The sequence below is a fragment of the Moorena bouillonii PNG genome (genome assembly GCF_001942495.1).
GTDB lineage: Bacteria > Cyanobacteriota > Cyanobacteriia > Cyanobacteriales > Coleofasciculaceae > Moorena > Moorena bouillonii.
Window position 1 is genome coordinate 525,064 of the sequence record NZ_MKZS01000001.1, and the last position, 21,296, is coordinate 546,359.

23 protein-coding genes and 2 tRNA genes are annotated in these 21,296 nt (G+C 43.8%); 12 read left to right on the forward strand and 13 right to left on the reverse strand.

Annotated features, from left to right (window positions below; all coding sequences use genetic code 11):
- Window positions 1-4: 4 nt before the first annotated feature.
- A complete protein-coding gene (locus tag BJP37_RS02240; protein WP_075905685.1) occupies window positions 5-1,735 on the reverse strand; it encodes a sensor histidine kinase in 1,731 nt (576 codons plus the stop codon).
- 302 nt (window positions 1,736-2,037) lie between these two features.
- Between BJP37_RS02240 and BJP37_RS02245 the strand changes: the two genes are divergently transcribed.
- Entirely contained in the window at window positions 2,038-3,222 is a 1,185-nt protein-coding gene (locus BJP37_RS02245) for an NAD(P)H-quinone oxidoreductase subunit H (protein WP_075896136.1), read from the forward strand.
- 392 nt (window positions 3,223-3,614) lie between these two features.
- Window positions 3,615-3,959, forward strand: coding sequence for a hypothetical protein (locus tag BJP37_RS02250; RefSeq protein WP_075896138.1), 345 nt, complete (start codon window positions 3,615-3,617; stop codon window positions 3,957-3,959).
- A gap of 60 nt (window positions 3,960-4,019) precedes the next feature.
- Here BJP37_RS02250 and BJP37_RS35395 read toward each other — a convergent pair whose 3' ends face one another.
- Window positions 4,020-4,229: a hypothetical protein gene (locus tag BJP37_RS35395; RefSeq protein WP_143727431.1), complete on the reverse strand. Its 210-nt coding sequence runs from the start codon at window positions 4,227-4,229 to the stop codon at window positions 4,020-4,022.
- A gap of 390 nt (window positions 4,230-4,619) precedes the next feature.
- Here BJP37_RS35395 and BJP37_RS02255 point away from each other — a divergent pair, with 390 nt between their 5' ends.
- Complete coding sequence (locus BJP37_RS02255) at window positions 4,620-5,888, forward strand: MFS transporter (RefSeq protein WP_075896140.1); 1,269 nt, start codon at window positions 4,620-4,622, stop codon at window positions 5,886-5,888.
- A 9-nt stretch (window positions 5,889-5,897) separates the two neighbouring features.
- On the opposite strand, the gene BJP37_RS02260 is transcribed toward BJP37_RS02255, so the two are convergent.
- Window positions 5,898-5,971, reverse strand: a tRNA-Arg gene (locus BJP37_RS02260).
- A 75-nt stretch (window positions 5,972-6,046) separates the two neighbouring features.
- Here BJP37_RS02260 and moaC point away from each other — a divergent pair.
- Window positions 6,047-6,541 carry a cyclic pyranopterin monophosphate synthase MoaC gene (gene moaC / locus BJP37_RS02265; protein WP_143727432.1) on the forward strand — a complete coding sequence of 165 codons (495 nt, stop codon included), beginning with the start codon at window positions 6,047-6,049 and terminating at the stop codon, window positions 6,539-6,541.
- Window positions 6,542-6,643: 102 nt separating this feature from the next.
- Here the strand turns inward: moaC and moaB are convergent, their stop codons facing one another.
- On the reverse strand, window positions 6,644-7,165 hold the full coding sequence (gene moaB, locus BJP37_RS02270) for a molybdenum cofactor biosynthesis protein B (protein WP_075896144.1): 522 nt from the start codon (window positions 7,163-7,165) through the stop codon (window positions 6,644-6,646).
- Between the two features lie 92 nt (window positions 7,166-7,257).
- Between moaB and BJP37_RS02275 the strand changes: the two genes are divergently transcribed.
- Both BJP37_RS02275 and BJP37_RS02280 read left to right on the forward strand, forming a co-directional pair.
- Window positions 7,258-7,536, forward strand: coding sequence for a 2TM domain-containing protein (locus BJP37_RS02275; RefSeq protein ID WP_070390954.1), 279 nt, complete (start codon window positions 7,258-7,260; stop codon window positions 7,534-7,536).
- A gap of 284 nt (window positions 7,537-7,820) precedes the next feature.
- Window positions 7,821-8,135, forward strand: coding sequence for a DUF3181 family protein (locus tag BJP37_RS02280; protein ID WP_075896146.1), 315 nt, complete (start codon window positions 7,821-7,823; stop codon window positions 8,133-8,135).
- 136 nt (window positions 8,136-8,271) lie between these two features.
- Here the strand turns inward: BJP37_RS02280 and fba are convergent, their stop codons facing one another.
- The 4 genes from fba to BJP37_RS02295 form a co-directional block, all read right to left on the reverse strand.
- A complete protein-coding gene (fba, locus tag BJP37_RS02285) occupies window positions 8,272-9,351 on the reverse strand; it encodes a class II fructose-bisphosphate aldolase (protein WP_070390956.1) in 1,080 nt (359 codons plus the stop codon).
- A gap of 47 nt (window positions 9,352-9,398) precedes the next feature.
- Window positions 9,399-9,563: a hypothetical protein gene (locus BJP37_RS38225; RefSeq protein WP_158069360.1), complete on the reverse strand. Its 165-nt coding sequence runs from the start codon at window positions 9,561-9,563 to the stop codon at window positions 9,399-9,401.
- Between the two features lie 451 nt (window positions 9,564-10,014).
- Window positions 10,015-10,086 (reverse strand) — tRNA-Lys (locus BJP37_RS02290).
- 66 nt (window positions 10,087-10,152) lie between these two features.
- Window positions 10,153-11,022 carry an aldose epimerase family protein gene (locus BJP37_RS02295; protein WP_075896148.1) on the reverse strand — a complete coding sequence of 290 codons (870 nt, stop codon included), beginning with the start codon at window positions 11,020-11,022 and terminating at the stop codon, window positions 10,153-10,155.
- Window positions 11,023-11,102: 80 nt separating this feature from the next.
- Between BJP37_RS02295 and BJP37_RS35400 the strand changes: the two genes are divergently transcribed.
- Window positions 11,103-11,324 carry a hypothetical protein gene (locus BJP37_RS35400; protein WP_143727433.1) on the forward strand — a complete coding sequence of 74 codons (222 nt, stop codon included), beginning with the start codon at window positions 11,103-11,105 and terminating at the stop codon, window positions 11,322-11,324.
- A gap of 954 nt (window positions 11,325-12,278) precedes the next feature.
- Entirely contained in the window at window positions 12,279-12,590 is a 312-nt protein-coding gene (locus tag BJP37_RS02305) for a DUF6679 family protein (protein WP_008182036.1), read from the forward strand.
- A 376-nt stretch (window positions 12,591-12,966) separates the two neighbouring features.
- Here the strand turns inward: BJP37_RS02305 and BJP37_RS02310 are convergent, their stop codons facing one another.
- The 3 genes from BJP37_RS02310 to BJP37_RS45310 all read right to left on the reverse strand — a co-directional run bounded on the left by BJP37_RS02310 (window position 12,967) and on the right by BJP37_RS45310 (window position 15,359).
- Window positions 12,967-14,601: an MBL fold metallo-hydrolase gene (locus tag BJP37_RS02310; protein WP_075896152.1), complete on the reverse strand. Its 1,635-nt coding sequence runs from the start codon at window positions 14,599-14,601 to the stop codon at window positions 12,967-12,969.
- A gap of 10 nt (window positions 14,602-14,611) precedes the next feature.
- Window positions 14,612-14,788, reverse strand: coding sequence for a hypothetical protein (locus BJP37_RS38230; protein WP_158069361.1), 177 nt, complete (start codon window positions 14,786-14,788; stop codon window positions 14,612-14,614).
- A 448-nt stretch (window positions 14,789-15,236) separates the two neighbouring features.
- Window positions 15,237-15,359 (reverse strand): DUF8629 family protein, encoded by a 123-nt coding sequence (locus BJP37_RS45310; protein WP_044492584.1) that lies wholly within the window; start codon window positions 15,357-15,359, stop codon window positions 15,237-15,239.
- A 599-nt stretch (window positions 15,360-15,958) separates the two neighbouring features.
- Between BJP37_RS45310 and BJP37_RS02315 the strand changes: the two genes are divergently transcribed.
- From BJP37_RS02315 to BJP37_RS02325, 3 genes are all read left to right on the forward strand, one after another.
- The gene (locus BJP37_RS02315; RefSeq protein WP_075896154.1) at window positions 15,959-17,011 is read left to right on the forward strand and encodes an ABC transporter substrate-binding protein; all 1,053 of its coding nucleotides are present in this window, start codon (window positions 15,959-15,961) and stop codon (window positions 17,009-17,011) included.
- A gap of 243 nt (window positions 17,012-17,254) precedes the next feature.
- Window positions 17,255-18,013, forward strand: a complete 759-nt coding sequence (locus BJP37_RS02320) for an ABC transporter ATP-binding protein (RefSeq protein WP_075896156.1) — start codon at window positions 17,255-17,257, stop codon at window positions 18,011-18,013.
- 121 nt (window positions 18,014-18,134) lie between these two features.
- Window positions 18,135-18,965, forward strand: a complete 831-nt coding sequence (locus BJP37_RS02325; protein ID WP_075896158.1) for an ABC transporter permease — start codon at window positions 18,135-18,137, stop codon at window positions 18,963-18,965.
- 200 nt (window positions 18,966-19,165) lie between these two features.
- On the opposite strand, the gene BJP37_RS38235 is transcribed toward BJP37_RS02325, so the two are convergent.
- On the reverse strand, window positions 19,166-19,309 hold the full coding sequence (locus tag BJP37_RS38235; protein ID WP_158069362.1) for a hypothetical protein: 144 nt from the start codon (window positions 19,307-19,309) through the stop codon (window positions 19,166-19,168).
- A gap of 39 nt (window positions 19,310-19,348) precedes the next feature.
- The gene (gene clpP, locus BJP37_RS02330; protein WP_070390968.1) at window positions 19,349-19,951 is read right to left on the reverse strand and encodes an ATP-dependent Clp endopeptidase proteolytic subunit ClpP; all 603 of its coding nucleotides are present in this window, start codon (window positions 19,949-19,951) and stop codon (window positions 19,349-19,351) included.
- 705 nt (window positions 19,952-20,656) lie between these two features.
- Here clpP and BJP37_RS38240 point away from each other — a divergent pair.
- Window positions 20,657-20,797 carry a QAALIT motif small membrane protein gene (locus BJP37_RS38240; protein ID WP_158069363.1) on the forward strand — a complete coding sequence of 47 codons (141 nt, stop codon included), beginning with the start codon at window positions 20,657-20,659 and terminating at the stop codon, window positions 20,795-20,797.
- Window positions 20,798-21,296: the final 499 nt, after the last annotated feature.

Below are 21,296 nucleotides of genomic sequence, written 5' to 3' on the forward strand. Positions count from 1 at the left end.
ATGGTCAACCAATCCCAGGGAGGGGTGTCTTAGCCAGGTCAGCTAACGGTAAAAATACTGTCATAACCTCACCCTGTTGGGGTCGTTGCTTAACAATTAGTTTACCGCCCAACGCCTGGAATAGATTTTTGGTCACATTCAAATTCAAACTGATACTACCCGTTTCTGGCTGGAAAGTCAGCAGCTGACCAAGGGACTTCAATGTCGGGCAATGGTCGTCAGCAATTGTTTCCGGATTAATCTGAGACTGGAATTGTAACTTCAGCTGGTTTCCAGCAGGTGTAACCTGTAACTGGATATGACCCCCTGTTGGAATAGACCGGGTGAAATTTTCCATCAAGCCAGTTAGTACCTGATCTAGCAAGGCAGGATGGCTGACCACTGTTGGCAACTGTTGCGGTAAGACTACATCTAGGGTTAAATTACGTCGCTGTGCTTGTTTTTGCCAGCGGGGGATGCTGTTGTGAAAAACCCGAGCCAGAGATATACAGGTCAGGCTAACAGGGGTTTGCTTGGCTGCTGTGGTTTCTAATTCTACTGCCCGGAAAATCAACTCCATACGGTTGATTTGTTCGCTACACTCATGGTCAATAATTTCTATACGCCGCATGACTTCTGGAGGCAAGTCACGACGTCTAAGCAGTAGTTTAGTCAGCGTGTGAATTGTAGTTAGGGGTGTCCGGATTTCATGGGTTAGAGCTCGGAGCAGCTCAAGGTCAGGTGTAGCTTCAGAATTTTCTTTTGGGTGAACAGCAGAGATTCTAGGAAAGCCTCGCGCTTCATTTTTCACCAATCGTTGCCAGTTAGGCTCGCTTCCTTTCTGTTTCTTGGCAAAGGGTGTACTAGAAGACCCATTTTGTGAGTTACTACCAGTTTTGACCGTATCCCTGTGATCCTGAGGTTGTCTTGGCTGAACCATTCTTGACTCCGATATTGTCACCGGTATAGTCTGGCTCAGTTCTACTGAAGGCAGTTCTGGTAAATTCTTCAGAAGCCCACGACCAAAGTTCATTACAATGCGGTAATCGGGGGGCTTTGGCACAAATTTTTCCATTAAAGCTTCCAACTGCTTGAGATGATGAGAACTGCTCAGTAATAGTCTACGGTGCAGTGATGTCCAAACACGTTGGATATCTTCTGGGTCAAAGGAGAATTGAAAGCCTGGAACCCCAAAGTGGTCTTCTCCAGAGACCATGACTAAGCTAAAGTCTTTGGTAAACACTAAACAAAACTGCTCGTTAGCTAAGGGGTCTCCTGGAAACAGGGGTAACCTGTAGGTCGTATTTTCTACAAATGGAGTAGTCTCAGGTTGAGCCGGAGGTAGCTGGAAGGGCATAAAAGCCCAAGCATTCAAGGCGTCGTTCGTAAAAATCCCAGTCTCGAAACTTGCCAGTAGCTCTCGATCACTTAAGACTGGTGCAGGACCAGCTAGAATTAATCCTTGCTTCGAGGAGTGTTCGGGATTATGGCTTGTTGATCCATTTCCTGAAACCGCTGGCAACAGCAACTGTTCCAAGGTAGCGATCGCACTTTGCCATTCCCGTTGAGCTTTAGCTGCTGCTGCCCTATGCTTAGGGCTAGCCCCTTCTCTTGTCCTGTGACTGCTAGCACCTATTGAACAAGTTTCAATCACAGTTGCTTGCTCTGAGGAAAGAGCAACCTTGTCATCGCTTCCAATTAGTTCCTTTTGGGATAAAATTTCACTTATACTTGGTAATAACCACCTTGGAACCACAATCCACCCCCGATGCACAGCTAGTGCAGTAATTCAAACTATCAACTCCTTTGATAAAGATGGTAATGTGATTGCTGATAGTTTAAGGATCGTAGAACCGAACTTCTACGTAGCAATTCCCGTTAACCTAAGCATTGGAAACAAGGAGCTTAAACAGAAATTAACAGTTTGAATTAAGAATATCAAATTTTTCTTGCATTGTTAGAGTTAACAAGATACACCACCTATCTGCCTCTGTTTTGGTAAGCTAATACCTAGCGGCTAACACCTAGCAGCTAACAGTTGGGGCAATTAATCAAAATATGGCAAAGATCGAGACCAGAACCGAACCCATGGTGATCAACATGGGTCCCCACCATCCCTCCATGCACGGCGTTCTCCGCTTAATTGTCACCCTGGATGGGGAGGATGTGATAGATTGTGAGCCGGTAATTGGCTACCTGCACCGAGGCATGGAGAAAATTGCCGAGAATCGCACTAACATTATGTATGTCCCTTACGTGAGCCGATGGGACTATGCAGCAGGGATGTTCAATGAGGCAATTACAGTCAATGCCCCAGAGAAATTAGCAGATATTCCGGTACCCAAACGTGCCAGCTACATCCGCGTGATCATGCTGGAGTTGAATCGGATTGCCAATCACCTGCTGTGGCTTGGACCATTCCTAGCAGATGTGGGTGCCCAAACCCCATTCTTCTACATCTTCCGGGAACGGGAGATGATTTATGACCTATGGGAAGCTGCCAGTGGACAACGGTTAATTAACAACAACTACTTCCGTATTGGTGGAGTTGCTGTTGACCTACCCTATGGATGGATCGATAAGTGCGAAGACTTCTGTGACTACTTTGACCCTAAAGTTGATGAGTACGAACGGTTAATCACCAACAACCCTATCTTCCGCCGGCGAGTTGAAGGTATCGGTACCATTAGTAGGGAAGAAGCGATTAACTGGGGACTTTCTGGCCCGATGCTACGAGGTTCTGGAGTCAAGTGGGACTTGCGCAAAGTTGACCACTACGAATGCTACGACGACTTCGATTGGGAAGTACACTGGGAAACCGGGGGTGATTGCTTTGCCCGGTATGTGGTGCGGATTAGGGAAATGCGGGAGTCCGTTAAGATTATCCGTCAAGCCTTAAAAGGACTTCCCGGTGGTCCTTACGAAAACCTAGAAGCCAAGCGGATGGCAGAGGGTCGCAAATCCCAGTGGAACGACTTCGATTATCAGTTCATGGGCAAGAAAATTGCCCCTACCTTCAAGATTCCCAAGGGCGAACACTATGTCCGTCTTGAGTCTGGGAAAGGAGAACTAGGAATTTTCATTATTGGTGATGATAATGTCTTTCCTTGGCGTTGGAAGATTCGTCCACCCGATTTCAATAACTTACAGATTCTGCCCCATATCCTCACAGGAGTCAAAGTTGCCGATATTATGGCCATTCTCGGTAGTATTGACATTATTATGGGGTCAGTAGACCGTTAAAGTGGGTTAATGGTTCTAGGTAATAGGCTCAATGGCTCTAGGTTTTAAACTAACGGGGTTCTGGCAAAGTTAGTTAGCTCCGCCTCAAACACGGAAGCTCTCAACTAGCCGTCTTTTAGTATTAGCCGTCAGCTATCAGCCGTGAGCTTTTGGCTCACGCTACGCGAACAGCTATCAGCCGTCAGCCTTTAGTCTTGGTATTTGGTTGATAGCTGATAGCTTACCATTAGCCTCATATCTAGAAGTTAGGCAGCTAAGATTATCGGCTATTCCTCCTATTCTTTGCTAGACTAGGAGGAATTTTTGATTTGTTGTAAAACTGTGATGTTAAGACAGCATTTAGGGAATTCTAGGAATGTAGCTTCAAAGACTGAAGAGTAAATTTGCTGTCTATGAGTGAAAATCCCCCACCTATTAAAATATTACGTCAGCGCCATGTAGGCTGGGATAAGCCTACCGAGGAAAATCTCAAAACTATTAAAACTATTGAGTTGTTATGGCGGAATTTGTTCGAGGCAATTTTTGATCCCATTGAAGATAACTGGTTAGAGCATTGGCAAAAGCTATACACAACCATTCTAGAGGTTTGTTCTGATAACGAAGAGCGCCGCATTACTCTAGTCTACCTGGGCAATGTTAAGGATTTGACAAAAGAAGCTAGGGAATGGAAAATGTTGGTGACTTACCTGGAGAATACTAAAGACTGGGCTAGAAAATCGATTATTAGAGGCTCGTGAACCGTTAAATAAAATGGTAAAAATGATGGCGCTTCGCGTAAGCCAAAGGCTTGCTCAAAATTATCCTTGATACATTAAAACCTCTACAGGTACTAACAGCAAGACCCCTATCCCTTCTACAAACGCTTTGGGGAATAGTTTTCTGATAATATTGAGTGCTCCATTATCCGCTACCGGTAGGTAGCCAAGCTTGACCTTAGTTGTTGCTGCGTTCGCGTAGCGTGACCTACGGTCAATCGCATAAGCGCGGAAGCTGAGGCCGTAGGCCACGCTTTGCGTTCGCGTAGCGGAGGCCTTTGGCCACAACGCTTCATCCCGTAGCGGCTCTTTTAGAGCATCGCAATCCTAATTAATTTGTGAAGAATAATAGGTCGTGAGATTCTTCCCCCAACCTTGATCAACCCATTACCCGATCACCCTGTCTCAGCCTCTGGGCAAAATGTTAAGAAGAGTAAACTAGAGAAGTAGTATAAAGTCCAGTTAATTACTTCCCAAATAGTCCCCGGATTTTTGGCTGTTCGCGCTTTGGCTGATGGGTAATTGTCAATTACCCATCAGCCAAAGCGCAAATAGTCATTACCCGATCAGGACTATGATGATTAGTCAACCGGATTTTCTCTAACTATCTCAAGTGCCAGTTTTCTCAGGATTATAGAGCGCGTGAAAGTTTTTCAGACCCTGGAAGGGCAGCAACGCCAAAGTTTGCTGATTTTATTTACTGTTGCTCTGCTATTTTGGTCAAGCTTAACGTCTTTGTTGCCAACCCTACCGCAATATATTGAAGACTTGGGTGGGACTAAGCAACAGGTCGGGCTAGTAATGGGTTGCTTTGCCATTGGTCTGTTGCTGTTTAGAAACCCACTGGGGCGTATGGCAGACCTGCGCAGTCGCAAGTTGGTAGTAATTATTGGTACTAGCGCTGTAGCTTTAGCGCCTTTGGGCTATCTATTTACCCAGTCGATTAGCCTGTTGATGGTGGTTCGAATGTTTCATGGCATCAGTATTGCAGCCTTTACCATCGGTTATCTGGCTCTAGTCACCGATTTGTCCCCTGTTGACAAGCGGGGTGAGTTAATTGGTTACATGAGTTTGGCAACACCGATTGGTTTAGGTCTCGGACCAGCGCTGGGGGGTTTTCTACAAGAAGAGGTTAGCTACACAGTTTTATTCTTAGTGTCTGCAGCTCTAGGTGGGCTGGGTGTGCTGTTAGGGAGTCAGATTCGTGAACCAATCAGGCATGCTACACCTGACCAGGAACAATCAGAATCTTGGTTAAACTCGATTTGGCAGCTATTGGTCAAACTATGGCAGTTGTTAACCAGCCCTGCTCTTGGAATTCCAGCTTTGGTAATGCTGTTGTTCGGTATAGTATTTGGAACAAAAGTTACCTTTGTCTCTGTGTTTATTCGAGAGACTGGTATTAATCTCAATCCAGGATTGTTTTTCACAGCTGCTGCGATCGCTAGTTTTGTGATTCGTGCATTAACTGGTCAAGCATCTGATCGCTATGGACGAGGAGTTTTTATCACCGCTAGTGTGGTTTGCTATATCATCTCAATGTTGATGATTTCCCAGGCTGAAACGGGAGTCGGATTTTTACTAGCTGCTTTATTAGAAGGAGTTGGCGCTGGACTATTCATACCGATGATGAATGCTTTGATGACTGACCGCTCCTCTGCTGACGAACGGGGTCAGGTATTCGCTGTCTGCATTAGTGGCTTTGATTTAGGGATTGGCCTAGCTGGGCCGATCTTTGGTTATTTCGCCGACCTGTTAGGATATCGAGGAATTTTCTCCTGTAGTGCTGGTATAGCATTTTTGGCACTGATTATCTTTATGACCCAGTCCAACAAAAATTTATCCCGTTCCCTCAGATTCTCCATCGGTCGTGAACGGGATTTATATGCTATAGACACTAGGATGCCTTAGCTTAGTAAACGGGCTAGGAGGGATTCGAACCCCCGACACCGTGGTCCGTAGCCACGTGCTCTAGTCCACTGAGCTACAAGCCCTTAACTGCTGCCACTTTTCTGTGGGTCAACAGTTACTTATCATAACACATAGATCAAAAATTTTGCAATACTCTTGTGGAAATCAATCGCTCGCTATCCCATCTCGATAGTCAAGGTCAAGCTCAGATGGTCGATGTTTCTGGCAAAGAGCTTACCAAACGTCAGGCACTAGCCGCTGCTCAGGTACGGATGAAAACCGCAACCTTCAACACCATCCAAGCTGGTAATGCCCCCAAGGGTGATGTCTTAGGAACTGCTAGGCTGGCTGGGATTATGGCAGCAAAGCAAACTTCCCAACTGATTCCTCTGTGTCATCCCTTGCCCCTACACAAGATCGAAGTTCAAGTGGAACCTGACCCCCAACTACCGGGATATCAGATTCAGGCATCTGTGACTACTAAAGCTGAAACTGGTGTTGAAATGGAAGCACTAACAGCAGTTTCTGTTGCGGCTTTGACCCTTTACGATATGGCCAAAGCGTTGGAAAAGTCTATCGAGATTGAATCGATTCGCCTGTTGAGTAAGACCGGAGGTAAATCCGGGGATTACCACATCTCAGGCGATTGCTAAGTTAAGGAATCAGATCAAGTCAAGTTGGGTCAGAACTTAGCGCTGATCCACTGATGCACTTAGTTGCCAATTACCGTTTGAACAGGAAATCTATCGCTAAGATTAGGTTTCTCGCAAACGTGGCATCAGTTCCACGAGATTACAGGGGGAATTGCCCAAATCGAGTTGGTCTTTGATAATCTGCTCCCAACCTGTCCGACAAGCTCCAGAAGATCCAGGCAGACAAAAGATGTATGTTCCGTTAGCCACACCAGCCAGGGCACGAGATTGGATAGTAGAAGTCTTAATCTCTTGGTAGGAAATCATGCGGAAAATTTCACCAAAGCCCTGGATTTCCTTATCCAGCAGGGGTTGAATCGCTTCTGGTGTGCCATCTCGACCTGTAACGCCAGTTCCTCCTGTAGTCAACACTACCTGTACGGATTCGTCAGCAATCCATCGGGAAACCACCTCACGGATTTTGTAGATGTTGTCTGGAACAATAACCTTTTCCGCTAAGTGATGCCCCGCCTGGGTTAAACTCTCAACCAGCAGCTTACCCGACTTATCCGTGGCTTCGGTACGGGAATCGGACACCGTCATGACTGCAATATTTAAAGGAACAAACTGTTTGGTTCGGATCATGTTCAATCCAACATTAGGTTCTAAAATTAAATTAACTGACTAGGGTTGGTATCAGACCAAGCCGTTACACAACTAAAAACTGACAAATATCTATGCCTCCTCGTTGGCCTCGTAAACCTGACCGACGTGATCCAGCCTACCGTCGTTTAGATGACCGCATGAACTTTGCTGTACATGTGGCAATTTTTGCTGCTTGTAATTCAGGAGTGTGGTTTTTCAGAACTATACAGTATGCTCAATGGACTTGGGCATACTGGTTTACTGGTCTGTGGGGATTGATTTTAGTAGGACATGGGGTTTATATATTTGCGATCGCAAACTATACCCCCCTGCCTACTCAAGAACCTCCAACCGAATCCCCTCAAGGATGAAATCACCGAAGATAATTGTAGTAATTGATTTTCGGTTAACTGTTGACGGTTAACTGTTGACGGTTAACTGTTGACGGTTAACCGAAAGCCAGCAAATAAACTCCAGTCTTTTAATACAAGGTGATAAGCAAACTTTTTTGAGGGAAACTTTAAACTTTAAACCTTGGCCTTTGGCCACGCTACGCGAACAACTTTAAACCTTGGCCTTTGGCCACGCTACGCGAACAACTTTAATTATTCCTTAGATCTCCCAACATGTAATTAATTAGAAACAGCTAATTACCATGGCTAATCCAACTTCTACAGAAGCAATCGAAACTCTCGCTGCTGAAATTGGCGACAAGGTATATATTGATGTAGCCAAATGGCATCTTTATCTCAGAGATGCCCATCTACATACCACTTTGGCTGAACAATTTTATCCCCTATTAATCGGTAACACTAATACAATCACAGAAGACCAGATGATGCCAATCCTGCAAAGCATTTCTGTGAAGCTAGGTGGTGGTAAACGGCAAGTTCCCCTAGCAGATTTGCTACCCATGCAGTGTCAGATGGATCTAATCGATATTCTCGAAGAGTATCAAAGACAGCTTTAAGTATCTGAAAATAGGCAATTTTCAAATAACTAATCACTAATAACAAAAAATTGGGTAACTTTAACAGCTACCCAAATAATTCTGCTTGTTCTTGGTTCACCAAAACAGCAAAGGTTTTCCTGTGAAGCGTTAAAAACTAGGCAGTTACAGCTTTTTTCGCCACAGCACTTAACTCACCGTTGGCATACTTAGTTGCAAAAACATCGATAGTCGCTTGCTTGATCTTGCTAGCATTACCAGCAGTACCAAAGGCTTCGTAACGCTTCAAGCAAACCTGCTTCATATATTTGATAGAAGGCTTGAGGAAGTGACGGGGGTCAAAGTTAGAAGGATCTTTGGCAGCAGCTTCTCGGATAGCAGCAGTGATAGCTAAGCGGTTGTCGGTGTCGATGTTAACCTTACGGACACCGCTCTTAATACCCTTTTGAATTTCTTCAAGGGGTACACCATAGGTTTCAGGAATAGAACCACCGTACTGGTTGATCATGTCAAGCCACTCTTGAGGCACAGAGGAAGAACCGTGCATCACCAAGTGAGTGTTAGGCAGACGCTTATGAATTTCTTCAATGCGACTAATAGCAAGAATTTCTCCAGTCGGCTTGCGGGTGAACTTGTAAGCACCGTGGCTAGTACCAATAGCTACAGCTAGAGCATCAACTTGGGTGCGCTCAACAAATTCAACTGCTTCGTCGGGGTCGGTCAATAGTTGGTCGCGACTCAGAGTTCCTTCAAATCCGTGACCATCTTCTTTGTCACCTTTACCGGTTTCCAGTGAACCTAGGCAACCCAGTTCCCCTTCAACACTAACACCGATAGCATGGGCAACTTTTACTACTTCGGCAGTAACACTGACGTTGTAATCGAAGCTGGCTGGAGTCTTAGCATCAGCTTCCAAGGAGCCATCCATCATCACACTGGTGAAGCCGTTACGAATTGCCGAATAGCAGGTGGCTGGGCTATTGCCATGGTCTTGGTGCATGGCAATGGGAATATGAGGGTAGGATTCCACCGCTGCTGTGACCAGATGGCGGAGGAAGTTCTCACCTGCATATTTGCGGGCACCACGAGAAGCTTGTAAGATTACCGGACTATCCGCTTCTTCAGCAGCCTGCATGATAGACAGGATTTGTTCCATGTTGTTAACGTTGTATGCTGGAATCCCGTAGCCGTTCTCAGCTGCGTGATCCAACAGTAGCCGCATGGGTACAAGTGCCATATTATATTCCTCCTAACTTTGTTTGTTAGCTATTCCGGCGAGAAGCCTCACGTCTGACACTCCCTAGTGACTCGTGAACAGAATCGCCAGTCCAGACATGTCAATCTAGTTGCTTCTAGACAGCGATGCAGCGAGGTAGCGCGGTCTTGGGGGGAACCCCCATGAGCGACTACCAGTGCGGTCTTGGGGGGAACCCCCATGAGCGACTGCATCAAGACAGGTTAATTCTTTAGATAATCTTAAGATATTTTGCAGCTTTTATTCAAATTTCTTGATTAGATCATCTAGACAAAGCTGAGTCTATAAAACTGGACAAAAATTACCAAATCTATAAAATAATCCCCAAGTACCCCTGGGAAAAATCTGGATAAACAGTAAAGTATAGGTAGTTTTGCCAAGAGTTTTTAGAACAGGTCCTAACCTTTCTGATTGGAGCAATAATTTAAGGTTCCTTGGCGCAAGCGGGTTCTGACAAGCCCAGGAAGTATCCCTCTTAAAACACAGAGGTGCTCAAGTATCCCTGTTGTACCTAGTCCCTTATAGTTACCTAGTACCTCATAGTTACCTAGTACTTATTTAATAGTTACCTAGTACCTAATACCATTAGCCTCATATCTAGACGTATCAATAGATAAATAAGGCTAACTAACAGTTAGCTAACAATGGGTCGCCCGGGACTCGAACCCGGAACTAATCGGTTAAAAGCCGAGTACTCTACCATTGAGTTAGCGACCCGGTAAGCTTTTCTAAAACATACCTTTACTAAGAATATCACATTGATAAGGAAATGTCTAGGGAAATTTAGAAAAATTTCGCCGTTAGCCTCACCGATGTCTCACTACTCTCTCCGGGAGCTAAGTGAGTTAAATTTTCCCCAGTGTTAAGAGCGTTACGGGGAGCACTCCAAGGTTCAAGGCAATAAAAGTCCTTGCCTTGAACTGTCCAAAATACCAAGGTCGAGAAAACATCAGTGTAGGTCAATGCGATCGCTAATCCCCGTTCGGGATCAGTAACACTGGCCGTATTATTACTCAGTTGCCCAAACGCTACATCAATTTCATCACAGCTAAAATCAAAACTGCCAGTGAAAGGATGTACTGCTTGAGTTTGCTTCTCCTGATACTCCGATGCAGGAATATCAAACTCCAGTTTAGTTTTGTCAGACGTCAAGAAGTAGGGATGGAAACCTGTGGAAAAGGGCATCGGTTCAGCGGAATGATTAGTATAGCGCTGGTCAATGTCTAGGGTGTTGCCCTTTAATCGATAGGTAAAGGTAACTTCGAAGTCAAAGGGATAGACAGAGCGAGTTTGGTCATTACTCTTGAGGGTGAGAGTCAACACTGCCATGTCATTGGTTGCACTATCAGTCACCTGCCAAGGCAAATTACGGGCAAAGCCGTGTTGTTTGAGAGTATAGTCTTTGCCAAGGTATGTATAAGTATCATTAACTAAGTTTCCACAGATGGGGAAGAGGATGGGAATGCCACCCCGTACACTCAGATTGGGATCTTTAAAGCGTTCTGCATCAAGATAAAAAATCTCGTGACCTTGGATATTCCACCGAGTGACAATGCCACCCCGTTCAGGAACCACTTCTAATCGAGACTGGGCATTGTGGTCAGTGAGAATGTAAGTTTCGTATTGGTCTTGACTGCGTACGATCTCAAACACTGGCTTTTCTCCCTTACGATTTAAAATCAGCTTTATCTATTGAGCGCCTGACCACTTTTAGTCACAGCAAGAGGCTATTTTTGAGTGACTCTGACTGCGACCGATGGCAGGTTGGCAGGTTGGCAGTTTTTTTTCCCAAATTCATGCTTAGTGCCAAGCACGTACAGGGATTAGTATGTCACAATGATGGGTATGTGGAACCTGTAGACACCTACCAAAATGCTTGCTCCTTGAACCAGAAGGCTTTAGCCACGCCGACGTTTATCAGCAGTAGGGTTTCTCCTGCTGTATCCTATAAATAGCCAAGTCGGTGACAAACCTGACAGCTAAGAAGACTAAGGGGAACGGCACAGCTCTTTTTGAGCCAAGTTCGTTAGTAGTGTGTTTAAAGCGCCACAAAGCGTGTGAGTAAAATCCTACTGTCAACGTTGCTAGTACCCGGTTTTTAACCCCATGAGCAACATCCGCTCACAATCCCCTATTTTTAACTTGGGGGAGTTTTCGGATTCTTACTCCATTGCCATCGATAGCAATACTAGTGGAATCTAAGTTTCCAAATAACTATATAGTAACCATACCCCCAAACACCATCTCTGAAAGACTACAGCACCATTGCTGGCAAGCAGCAGAAATGGGTTAGGGAGGTATAGGATACTGAATTAAATCAATTAAGGGATGTAGCGCCGACCTGAGGGAGTTTCCCAAATTCGCGTTCTGCATCAAGACAATGCATAAAAACAATGCATAAAAAACTAATCAATCACACGAGCAGGGTTGATAAACTCAAACTCGCTTCTAATGCATGCCTTACTCTCAAGCAATGAACATAAAAGACTATTAAGCTATTTTAATCTTTAACAAGGAATAGACAAACCCGCTTAATTCCATGTTAAGTTAACCAAAAATGATTTCAAGCCAACCCCTACCCTTTAGGGCTGGGGATACGAGGAGTGAGCTACAATTATTGCTAATCCTTTAAATACTTGGAATCTATTTTTGCTGCTGATGGCGGCTCGACTACTCAAGTAAATGGTATTTTAGTCGCCAGAGCCAACAAACAAAGGATCTGGAGTATTCCTACTCTGGTGGCTCAGGTTTATTTTAGCCTTCAATTCTATCTCATCATCCCAATGATGGAGAGAATCCCGCCAATTCTATTCGTGGGAAGGATGTCAAAATAAAGTTGTTTCTAGAGAAACCCAACCGCTTACTTCACCAGTAAAACCAAGAGTTATCTGCAACAGGAGAAGCCGAATATGCTACACCGCAAGATTTATCAACTCTGCTGCGATGGTCGTGAGGTCTGCGTTTTCTTGCGGGATCAGCAACGTTGGATTGAACACGCCCGCATTGTTGATATCGAGGGAGATTTAGTCACAATTCGTTATGAAACAGACGAAGAGGATGAGATCAGTTCCTGGGAAGAAATGGTCCGCTTGGAAAGCATAGGCTCTGTGAGTCACAAGCTAGCTTCTGTTTTCCGAGGTAATGTTGATCCGATAGTCTCTGATGATTGTCCGGAGGCTGAACAAATTCACCCCCGCTCCCAAGACTTAAATCAGGACTAGATTATTCATTGTTAATGGACAACCAACCGTTAAGGGTGAGTAAAAGCTAATCGAAAATGTCGCAGAGTCTACCAAAAACTATTATTATTTGTTAGACTTAAATTAAGGTAACACCGACAGGGATTATTATGTAACTTAAATTAAAGCCGAAAACCAAGGGTTTAATAGTTGCGCTCTCTATCCCGGTGGAACCAACTTTTTTGACATTTTTATGGCGCTCGCGGGATATTCCGTCAGAGAAGCGCGGAGATACCCCCTGGATGCGAAAGCATCTTGCCTTGGCGGACGAGGGTCTATCTTGGTAGACTTTGGTAGCTAAAAAGTATCGGAAAATTGATAACTCACAACTAGCTAGCAATTTGCCCTTAACTATTCGTTACTCAAGGGGTTCTATCCGTTCAAAAACTGGACAGTACCCCTCCAGTGTTACTTTAAAACCATAGAGAGCTGAGGCTGGATTCCAGCAGCGCTGCCCTCTTTGGTACAGACAATTACCACAACACTCGATATTAATTGGTATCTTGGCTCTGCCCCCTTGTTTGAGTAGTTCTCGTTGTGACAATCCCCGCAAGACCAGTTCTTCTCCTTGCCAGCGGGCTTCTACTAAACCAGTATCAGCGAAATTTTGCCAACGAGGATCCGTTACGATCGCCGTTGAAAGAGTGATATAGACAAGTGTATCTAATTCATTCAACTCTCCTTCATAGTTTGTTTCCGTTGGTAGAGCTGGTCTGATAAAGGTATCACCAATGGGAAGTTCTACCAGTGTTCCTGCTGCTGGCGTATGGAGGTGATATCGATTTTGTAACTCTTCCAAACCAGCAAGATCAGCTAGGTAGGTAGGAGAACCGTGAACAAAAATCACATGTTGAGGTCGAAGATTATGAATCAACTGGGTGGTGCCCAGACAATCCCCATGTTGAGCCAGCAGATAAGTTTCAACCTTAAGCCATCCGTAGTCATCGATTAGATCCTCCAAAGATTTAAGATGTTCCGGTTGCAGGACAACCCAAGAACGGTTCTCTTGCTGCGAGTACTCCCTCCAATCTATGTTTAAGTCAGTGAGGATAATACAGGGAGATTTACCGATAGCATCTCGCTGCTGGGGATCTAACCGCCGCACCCGAGGACGTACCCGCTCATCCCAAAACAAGGCTTGATGTCGGGCAAAATTTTGTACTGAGCTGGGAAAGTGAGACAGCAGTTCTAAGTAAGCATTACAACCAGCAGCCACGGTTCCATTGACCCAAATATCAAGGTCGCGTCCTGTAAAGTTGTGATGAGAGCGCAGGAGCATCAGGATTTCTTGACCTAGGCCTAAGGTAGGCACTGGCAACACAACTGAGTTATTGGTAGCAATGGCCTGCTCAATACGCTCTACTAGTTGATTTTCTTGTTGCCGCCGATGGGGATGTCGAGCAGTGCCATAACTGCCTTCTACAATTACCACATCCGGCTGTGTCCCCCTGAGCGATTCAAGGGATAATCCCTCCACCAGCCGTGAGTTAGACAGGAAAAAGTCACCGGTGTAAAGCAGTCGGTAAGTTCGATGGCGAGTTGTGTAAGTGAGTAAAAATGCTGCTGCTCCTGGCAAGTGTCCAGCTGGGAACAATTGAGCAGTGAGTCCCTCACAGAATTCTACAGGGGTAAGCCACGGGAGAGCTTGACAAAATGGGAGAATATCCTCAGGAGGCAGTTCCGGCCAGTTGAGTAGTAATAGTTGAGTCGTTACCTCACTGGCGTAGATTGGTAATTGTGGAAAAGTTTGGTGAAGAGCCAGCAATCCCTGACTATGGTCTGAGTGAGCGTGGCTACACAGGACTAAATCTGCTGGTGGTATCCCATCGATCTGTAGGGGGGAAATGTCTTCTAATCCACAATCAAGGAGAATGCGGTGTGGCCCCATCTGCACCAACAAACAAACCCCTTCTGCACCATGACCAACACCGTAAGGAAAGCAGGTTAATCGGTCATCCTGATCAGAGGATGCTACTGGGCGTTGATTGCTCATGAGCTTCAACTTAAATTTTAGCTAATCTGGCTCCGTTAACCCACGTCTTACTAATCAGGGAAGGGTGAATGATTAAGCCTTGGAAGAGGCAGACAGCATCGGCGATCGCCAACGGAAAATAAGGTGGAACTATTTTTACTAAGGCTGCATCTTCCTTGAACGGAAAATTCAACGGATTCTTCCCCATTCAAAACAAACGTGGTAGAGTTGTCACTCCGTAGCAATTTAGAGGGGTTTGTATGCTGGATATACCCTATAGGTCACTCTGGAGTCTATGAAAATCCCACACCCTACCCCTTAGGGTGGGTGTGGGTAGTTCTCAACTAGTTTCCCTTCTTTCGAGGTCAGAGTCAATAGGGGATAAGGGTTGCCAAAAACATTACCACAGTAGGAAGTTAACTAAGGAGGGACTGGTGAAGTCCCTCTAAGTGAGGATTTCAATTTTTTGACACTCCCCATGCCTAGAAAGCAGGGGCTTGGGAAAACCCCCTTAGCCCCCTCACATTCCACGCTCTTTGGTCAGCTTCTAGCCCTTAGCCTCTGCTGTGATGCCAGATGCGTGGGTTTTTCCAAGGCTAAACGATGAAGGCTTTTTGAAAGCTCAGCAGCTGACCGCTAAAGTAAATACTGGAAGCTTAGTGTGCAGAGCCGTTGCCGTGATAATCGTCTGAATCATAAAATCCGTTCTTAGTCCCAAAAAACAGGCACAAAGCAGTAAAAGCAATTGTTAGTACCACTAAAACCAGTTTTACTTCCATTTTCTTAATAACTCCTCATGGCTGTCAGAAAAAACCGTCACGTTCATTGTAACTCCCTCTTTCGTCGAGAACCTACCTCAATCCCCTGCCTAAGCTGTCACGTACTTAATTTTTGGGTTGAGGCTGATGGGGAGATGGGGAAATGGATCTCGGGAGAGGGTTTCACCGTTTGTTTCATAAGATGAACAGATTCAATTTAGATGCGTGTTAGCTTAAAAGCCATGGCTACTGTAATATTTTTATATTGCTATATGATTATATTTAATTAATTAGAGCGAGTATGGTATTATTTCTATCGGTGTGTTTGTTGGGGTTTAAACGCCAAAGTAATAGTCAGCTTAGAAAAAATGGCAAGTACAAAGTACCAGCTTAGTGAGTACAGCTTAGTGAGTACAGCTTAGGGAGTAGCAGCTTAGTGCGATCGCTATCGGTAGTAACTTAGGTAAATTACGCACTATCATAGAAGCTGCTAATCGCGAACCTATACCAAACTCAAGGTTTTTCCCTACCAGACCGTTCTAGTTTGCCTAAAGCTGCACCATTTAAAACCACCACAACCAGATCATCTCAATTACTGCTCTAGCCGGTTCAATTTTTGTATGAAAGAAATCTATAAAATTAAGCGTCGCCAATTCATTAAACTTAGCTCGATAACTCTTGGTAGTAGTGTTTTGGCAGCTTGTAATAATCAAACCTCTACACCATTAACTACAGAAAAAAAAGGGAAATTAGATAAAATAAAATTTGCTTTGGGGTGGAAAGCTGAAGCAGAATACGGTGGTTTTTATCAGGCTGTCGCTACTGGAATTTATCAAAACTATGACCTAGATGTTATTATACAACCAACAGGTCCTCAGAGCAATCCCACCCAATTATTACTGGGGGGAGTAGTTGATTTAAGTATGGGACAGGCTGTTGATGCTATTAGAGCAGTCCAACAAGGTATTCCCAAAATTACTGTAGCAAGTATCTTCCAAAAAGAAATACGAATTCTATTGGCTCATCCAGGGGTAGGCAATGACTCTCTGGCACAATTAAAAGGTAAACCGATTTTTGTGGCTCCTGGAGCCATCACAACCTATTGGCCCCTACTCAAGGCAAAATACGGTTTTACCGATGACCAGAAACGCCCCTACAACTTTAATGTTAGCCCTTTCTTAGTAGATAAAAATTCAGCCCAACAGGGAATTTTGACCTCTGAACCTTACATTATAGAAAAACAAGGAGGCTTTAAGCCCAATATATTACCCTTAGCAGAGGCTGGTTATAATCCCTATAGTTTCACCATTGAAACCACGAAGAAACTCGTTGAAACTAACCCCGACCTGGTTCAGCGATTTGTTGATGCCTCAATCAAAGGATGGTATAGCTATCTAGAGAATCCCGAACCAGCCAATGAGCTGATCAAAAAAGATAATCCAGAGATGAGTGATGACCTCATTGCCTATGGTCTGGATAAGCTTAAAGACTATGGTATTATCATCTCTGGGGATGCCGAAAAACTTGGCATTGGGGCAATGACCGATGAACGTTGGGAAAGTTTGTTCAATGAGTTAGTTACGGTTGGTGTACTTGATGCAAAGACTGATTACAAACAAGCCTACACCTTGGAATTTGTCAATAAAGGAGTAGATTTTTATACAAAAAATTAGTTAACATTATATATTAGTTATATACATCTTAATATCCAAGTTAATTAGATATTGTTATTATACATTAATTTATATCTAGTATTGCCAATCCAGATTGATAAGTTCAAATATTAACCGATTCTTAAGCAATGATTATACCTCTTGCAAAAGTATTTTTATGATACTGTTTTTATAAATTTTTTTCCGCTGTTACCTGTTACTTCCGACTTCGGCAAGAAGTCTATTGCTAATAACTGACAATAGATGAACCAAAAACCAGCTATTTCTCTTACCCATGTCAATAAAACTTTTGACAATGGTACTGTAGCGCTAAAAGACCTAAATCTCAACATCAATAAGTCCGAATTCATCAGTCTGGTAGGACCATCGGGATGTGGCAAGAGTACCCTGCTACGCATCATTGCTGGACTAAGCACTATGAGTTCGGGAAACATAGAATGGAGCGATCGCGCCCACCAAAAGGAGATAGCTTTTGTTTTCCAAGAAGCAGCTCTAATGCCTTGGGCAACGGTAATGGGAAATGTGCGATTGCCTCTTAAATTGGCTAGGGTCTCTAAAAAAGTTGCTGATCATGCTATTAAAGAAGCGCTCCAATTAGTTGGACTGGAAAGTTTTGCCCAATCCTATCCCCGTCAACTATCCGGTGGCATGAAAATGCGAGTCTCTATTGCCAGAGCTCTTGTTACTTCTCCCAAGGTATTGCTGATGGATGAGCCGTTTGGAGCCTTGGATGATATCACTCGTACTAAGCTTAACCTGGAGTTACTTGATTTGTGGAGTCAGAAACACTGGACTGTGGTTTTTGTGACTCACAATATTTATGAAGCCGTATATCTATCCAATCGGGTGGTAGTAATGGCAGCTCGTCCAGGTCGAGTAGTGGCGGATATAACTATTGATGAACCATCACCACGTAACGAACAGTTTCGTACATCCTTAGTTTATACCAAATATTGTCAGAAGGTGGCTGAGCAGTTGTCAAAAGGGATGAATTATGAGTGATAATTTCTAAATTATTAGATTATTATTTAGACATAACTGATAAATTATGATTATCAAAAATATGACTATAAATTTTACAGCTATAATTTTACAGCTATATTAAACGGTATCTAATAATTTTATGAAAAAAAATCAAGCCTTCGTTCTGGCAAAGCTAAAACTGAAGCATTTGTTATCTATCGATATTATAGCCCCTGTGGCAGTGGGAATCCTGGTGTTGATGGTGTGGGATATCTCTGTTCGAGTGACTAGTACGCCCTCCTACATATTACCAGGTCCTTTGCTAATTATCAAGGTATTAATTAGGGACTGGAACAGTTTATTTCAGCCATTGCTGATCACCATAAAAATCACTGTAGCGGCCTTTATAACAGCAGCAGTTTCAGGCTTGCTAATTGCCATGTTAATGGCTCAGAGTAAGTGGATTGAAAAAAGCTTATATCCCTATGCAGTAGTTCTGCAAACAATGCCTATTGCTGCGATCGCGCCTTTAATTATTATTTGGCTGAGGAACAATACCTTCGCTGCTTTGGTAATTTGTGCTTGGATTGTAGCATTCTTCCCGATTATTTCTAATACGACGTTTGGTTTAAATAGTATCGATTCCAACTTAAGTGACCTGTTCCGGCTTTACAAAGCATCTCGCTGGCAGACAATGCTGTATCTGCGATTACCAAGTGCTTTACCCTATTTTTTAGCTGCATTACGTATTAGTGGTGGATTAGCCTTAATCGGAGCAATAGTAGCTGAGTTTGTTGCCGGTACAGGCGGTGCTAATTCAGGAATTGCTTATCAAATGCTAATTGCTGGCTACAATCTCGAAATTCCCCGGATGTTTGCTGCTTTGTTTATGATTAGTAGTCTAGGTATTTTGATTTTTGTACTCTTGACCACCTTATCCAACTTGGTTCTGGGGCAATGGCATGAAAGTTCTCTCACCAGAGATAATTGATTTGATAATTAATAGTAAAGCAGCTATTAAGATTAATTTTTTATATGATTCGATTTCGATACAAGCGAAAGTCTGAATCAAGATAAGTAAAAAAATCTAGATGTACCTCACGCTAACTAAGAAATCCGATATCCGTTTTCATTTCCTATAGCTGAAGTTACCTTTTGGTGATTGATTTTATTTTTACTTTCCATAAATAACTATATATAGTTATTTATGGAAAGTAATGGCTTAACTCCTGTGATTAACTGCCTATTGTTAATTTCGGGAGTCACTTCAGTAATAGTCCGGACTTGGTTAGCGATCGCTGTAGCATCTCCCCAAACTAACGTCTTAGTTGACACTCCCCGTCTATGGGCGAGCAGGGAGTGTCAACTAAGACATTATTGTGTTGGGAGAGGGGTTGCTATGGGACGTCGCTCAATGACCTGGTCGATTAAACCATAGTCCTTAGCCTCAGTCGCTGACATAAAGAAATCCCGCTCGGTATCCTCCTGAATCTTTTCCAGTGGCTGACCGGTATGTTCTGCTAAATAATTGTTTAGCTGCTGCTTGTGGTACAGGATTTCTTTTGCTTGGATTTCTATATCGCTTGCCTGTCCCTGTGCTCCTCCCAGTGGCTGATGAATCATAATCCGGGAGTGAGGCAAGCTCATGCGTTTACCCTTAGCACCAGCACTGAGTAAGAAAGCCCCCATACTAGCTGCTAGTCCAACACAGATAGTGCATACGTCCGGAGCAACTTGATTCATCGTATCGAAAATGCCCATGCCCGCAGTGACTGAACCGCCAGGAGAGTTGATGTACAGGTAAATATCTTTTTCCTGGTCATCGGCTTCTAGAAAGAGTAATTGGGCAACTACTAAGTTAGCTAAGTCAGAATCAACCTGTTGTCCGAGGAATACAATACGCTCTCGCAACAAACGAGAGTAAATATCAAAGGCACGTTCGCCACGACCGGATTGCTCGATAACTGTAGGAATCATAAAAAATAAGCGTGAAATTTGCAAACCCCGTGTATGGGCGACTGGGGAGGAAAAACAAAGGAAAAGGGCGGTTAAAACCGTCTTGGATCAATGTGGGGAGAACAGATGCAGTTCATACCCGTTCCTGTTAACAGCCTCAAGCCCCTATCGAAGCAAGAGGTCATGTTTGCCTCGCGGCTTGTTATCGGTAGGTACTATCCTGTCAGAATGAAGAATGGCACTGTCTTACCCCTTGTAGGACTGTTTAAGGATCTGGTTAATCAGCTTCGGACTGGCATTCCATCCTAAGGTAGGAACTTTCACCCTTGCCGATAACCTAGACTTCAGAGGTCTTAGGCTGGTCAGCGATCTTGCTTGACTAGGCTAGGGAGTGCTGTCTAGGCAAGAGTGGGGTGCTGACTTAAGGTGGCTAGTAGATTGGTTTTCCTTTACATTGTAGCGACTACCAAACTCTTGCTTTGGTTCTAATCTCGGGTACCCCTAATCTATTAAATTACACAGAATGATTTAGGATCAACCCTTTGCACTGTGCCAGTCACTGAGGCGGAACATATAACTTGGCACTTATATGGTTGCTTAAATAAACTGGTAGAGTTAATTACCTTCACGGGTGTATCAATTTTTATAAAGTTCGTATCTCAGTTAACTAGCATCGTTTCCGATTGTTTCACCAAGACTAAATATTAGGAATGAGGAGTGTGGCTCGTGTTTAAGAAAGTTTTTCAGGCGCTTACTATCACAATATTGCTTAACTTACTAGTTAGTATTAGTCCACCAGATCCTCAACAGTCTGATGGTTTACCACAGTTACAGGAAACCCCAAAAGTTTTATCAACTTTACTATAGCACCACCAGACATGATTGATTAGTCATTAGTCATTAAACTTTCGAGGTCTTAATTAGTTCCATCTATGGATGGAACTAAGAAACTTGTAGACTAATGACTCAATCATCCAAGGGCAATCGGAGTCATGGAATAAGTTAATCCCCAGGAAAACCCAATCTAACTAAGGCATTGTGAATCCCATTTGACACTCCCCGCCCGCTTATGGACGGGGATTCTTGCTTCACTGAGGGGACTTGTTTAACCAGGCCGGAGCCAGGAAAAATAGGGGTCCCCTCTCCACAAGCGTATTTGGTCTCTAACCTAGGTTTCGGTGTGCCCCACCGTACCTTTACTTTTTTTTTAGAGATAGATACTTTTTTATATCTAAATTTTTCATAGACGTTATAGTCGTGCTTACCAAATTACGCAATACGTATCTAATACATATTTTTTACGTTGTCTACTTATGATTAGATCATACCTATCTACATATTAGTTTATTACTTATACTTTTATTAT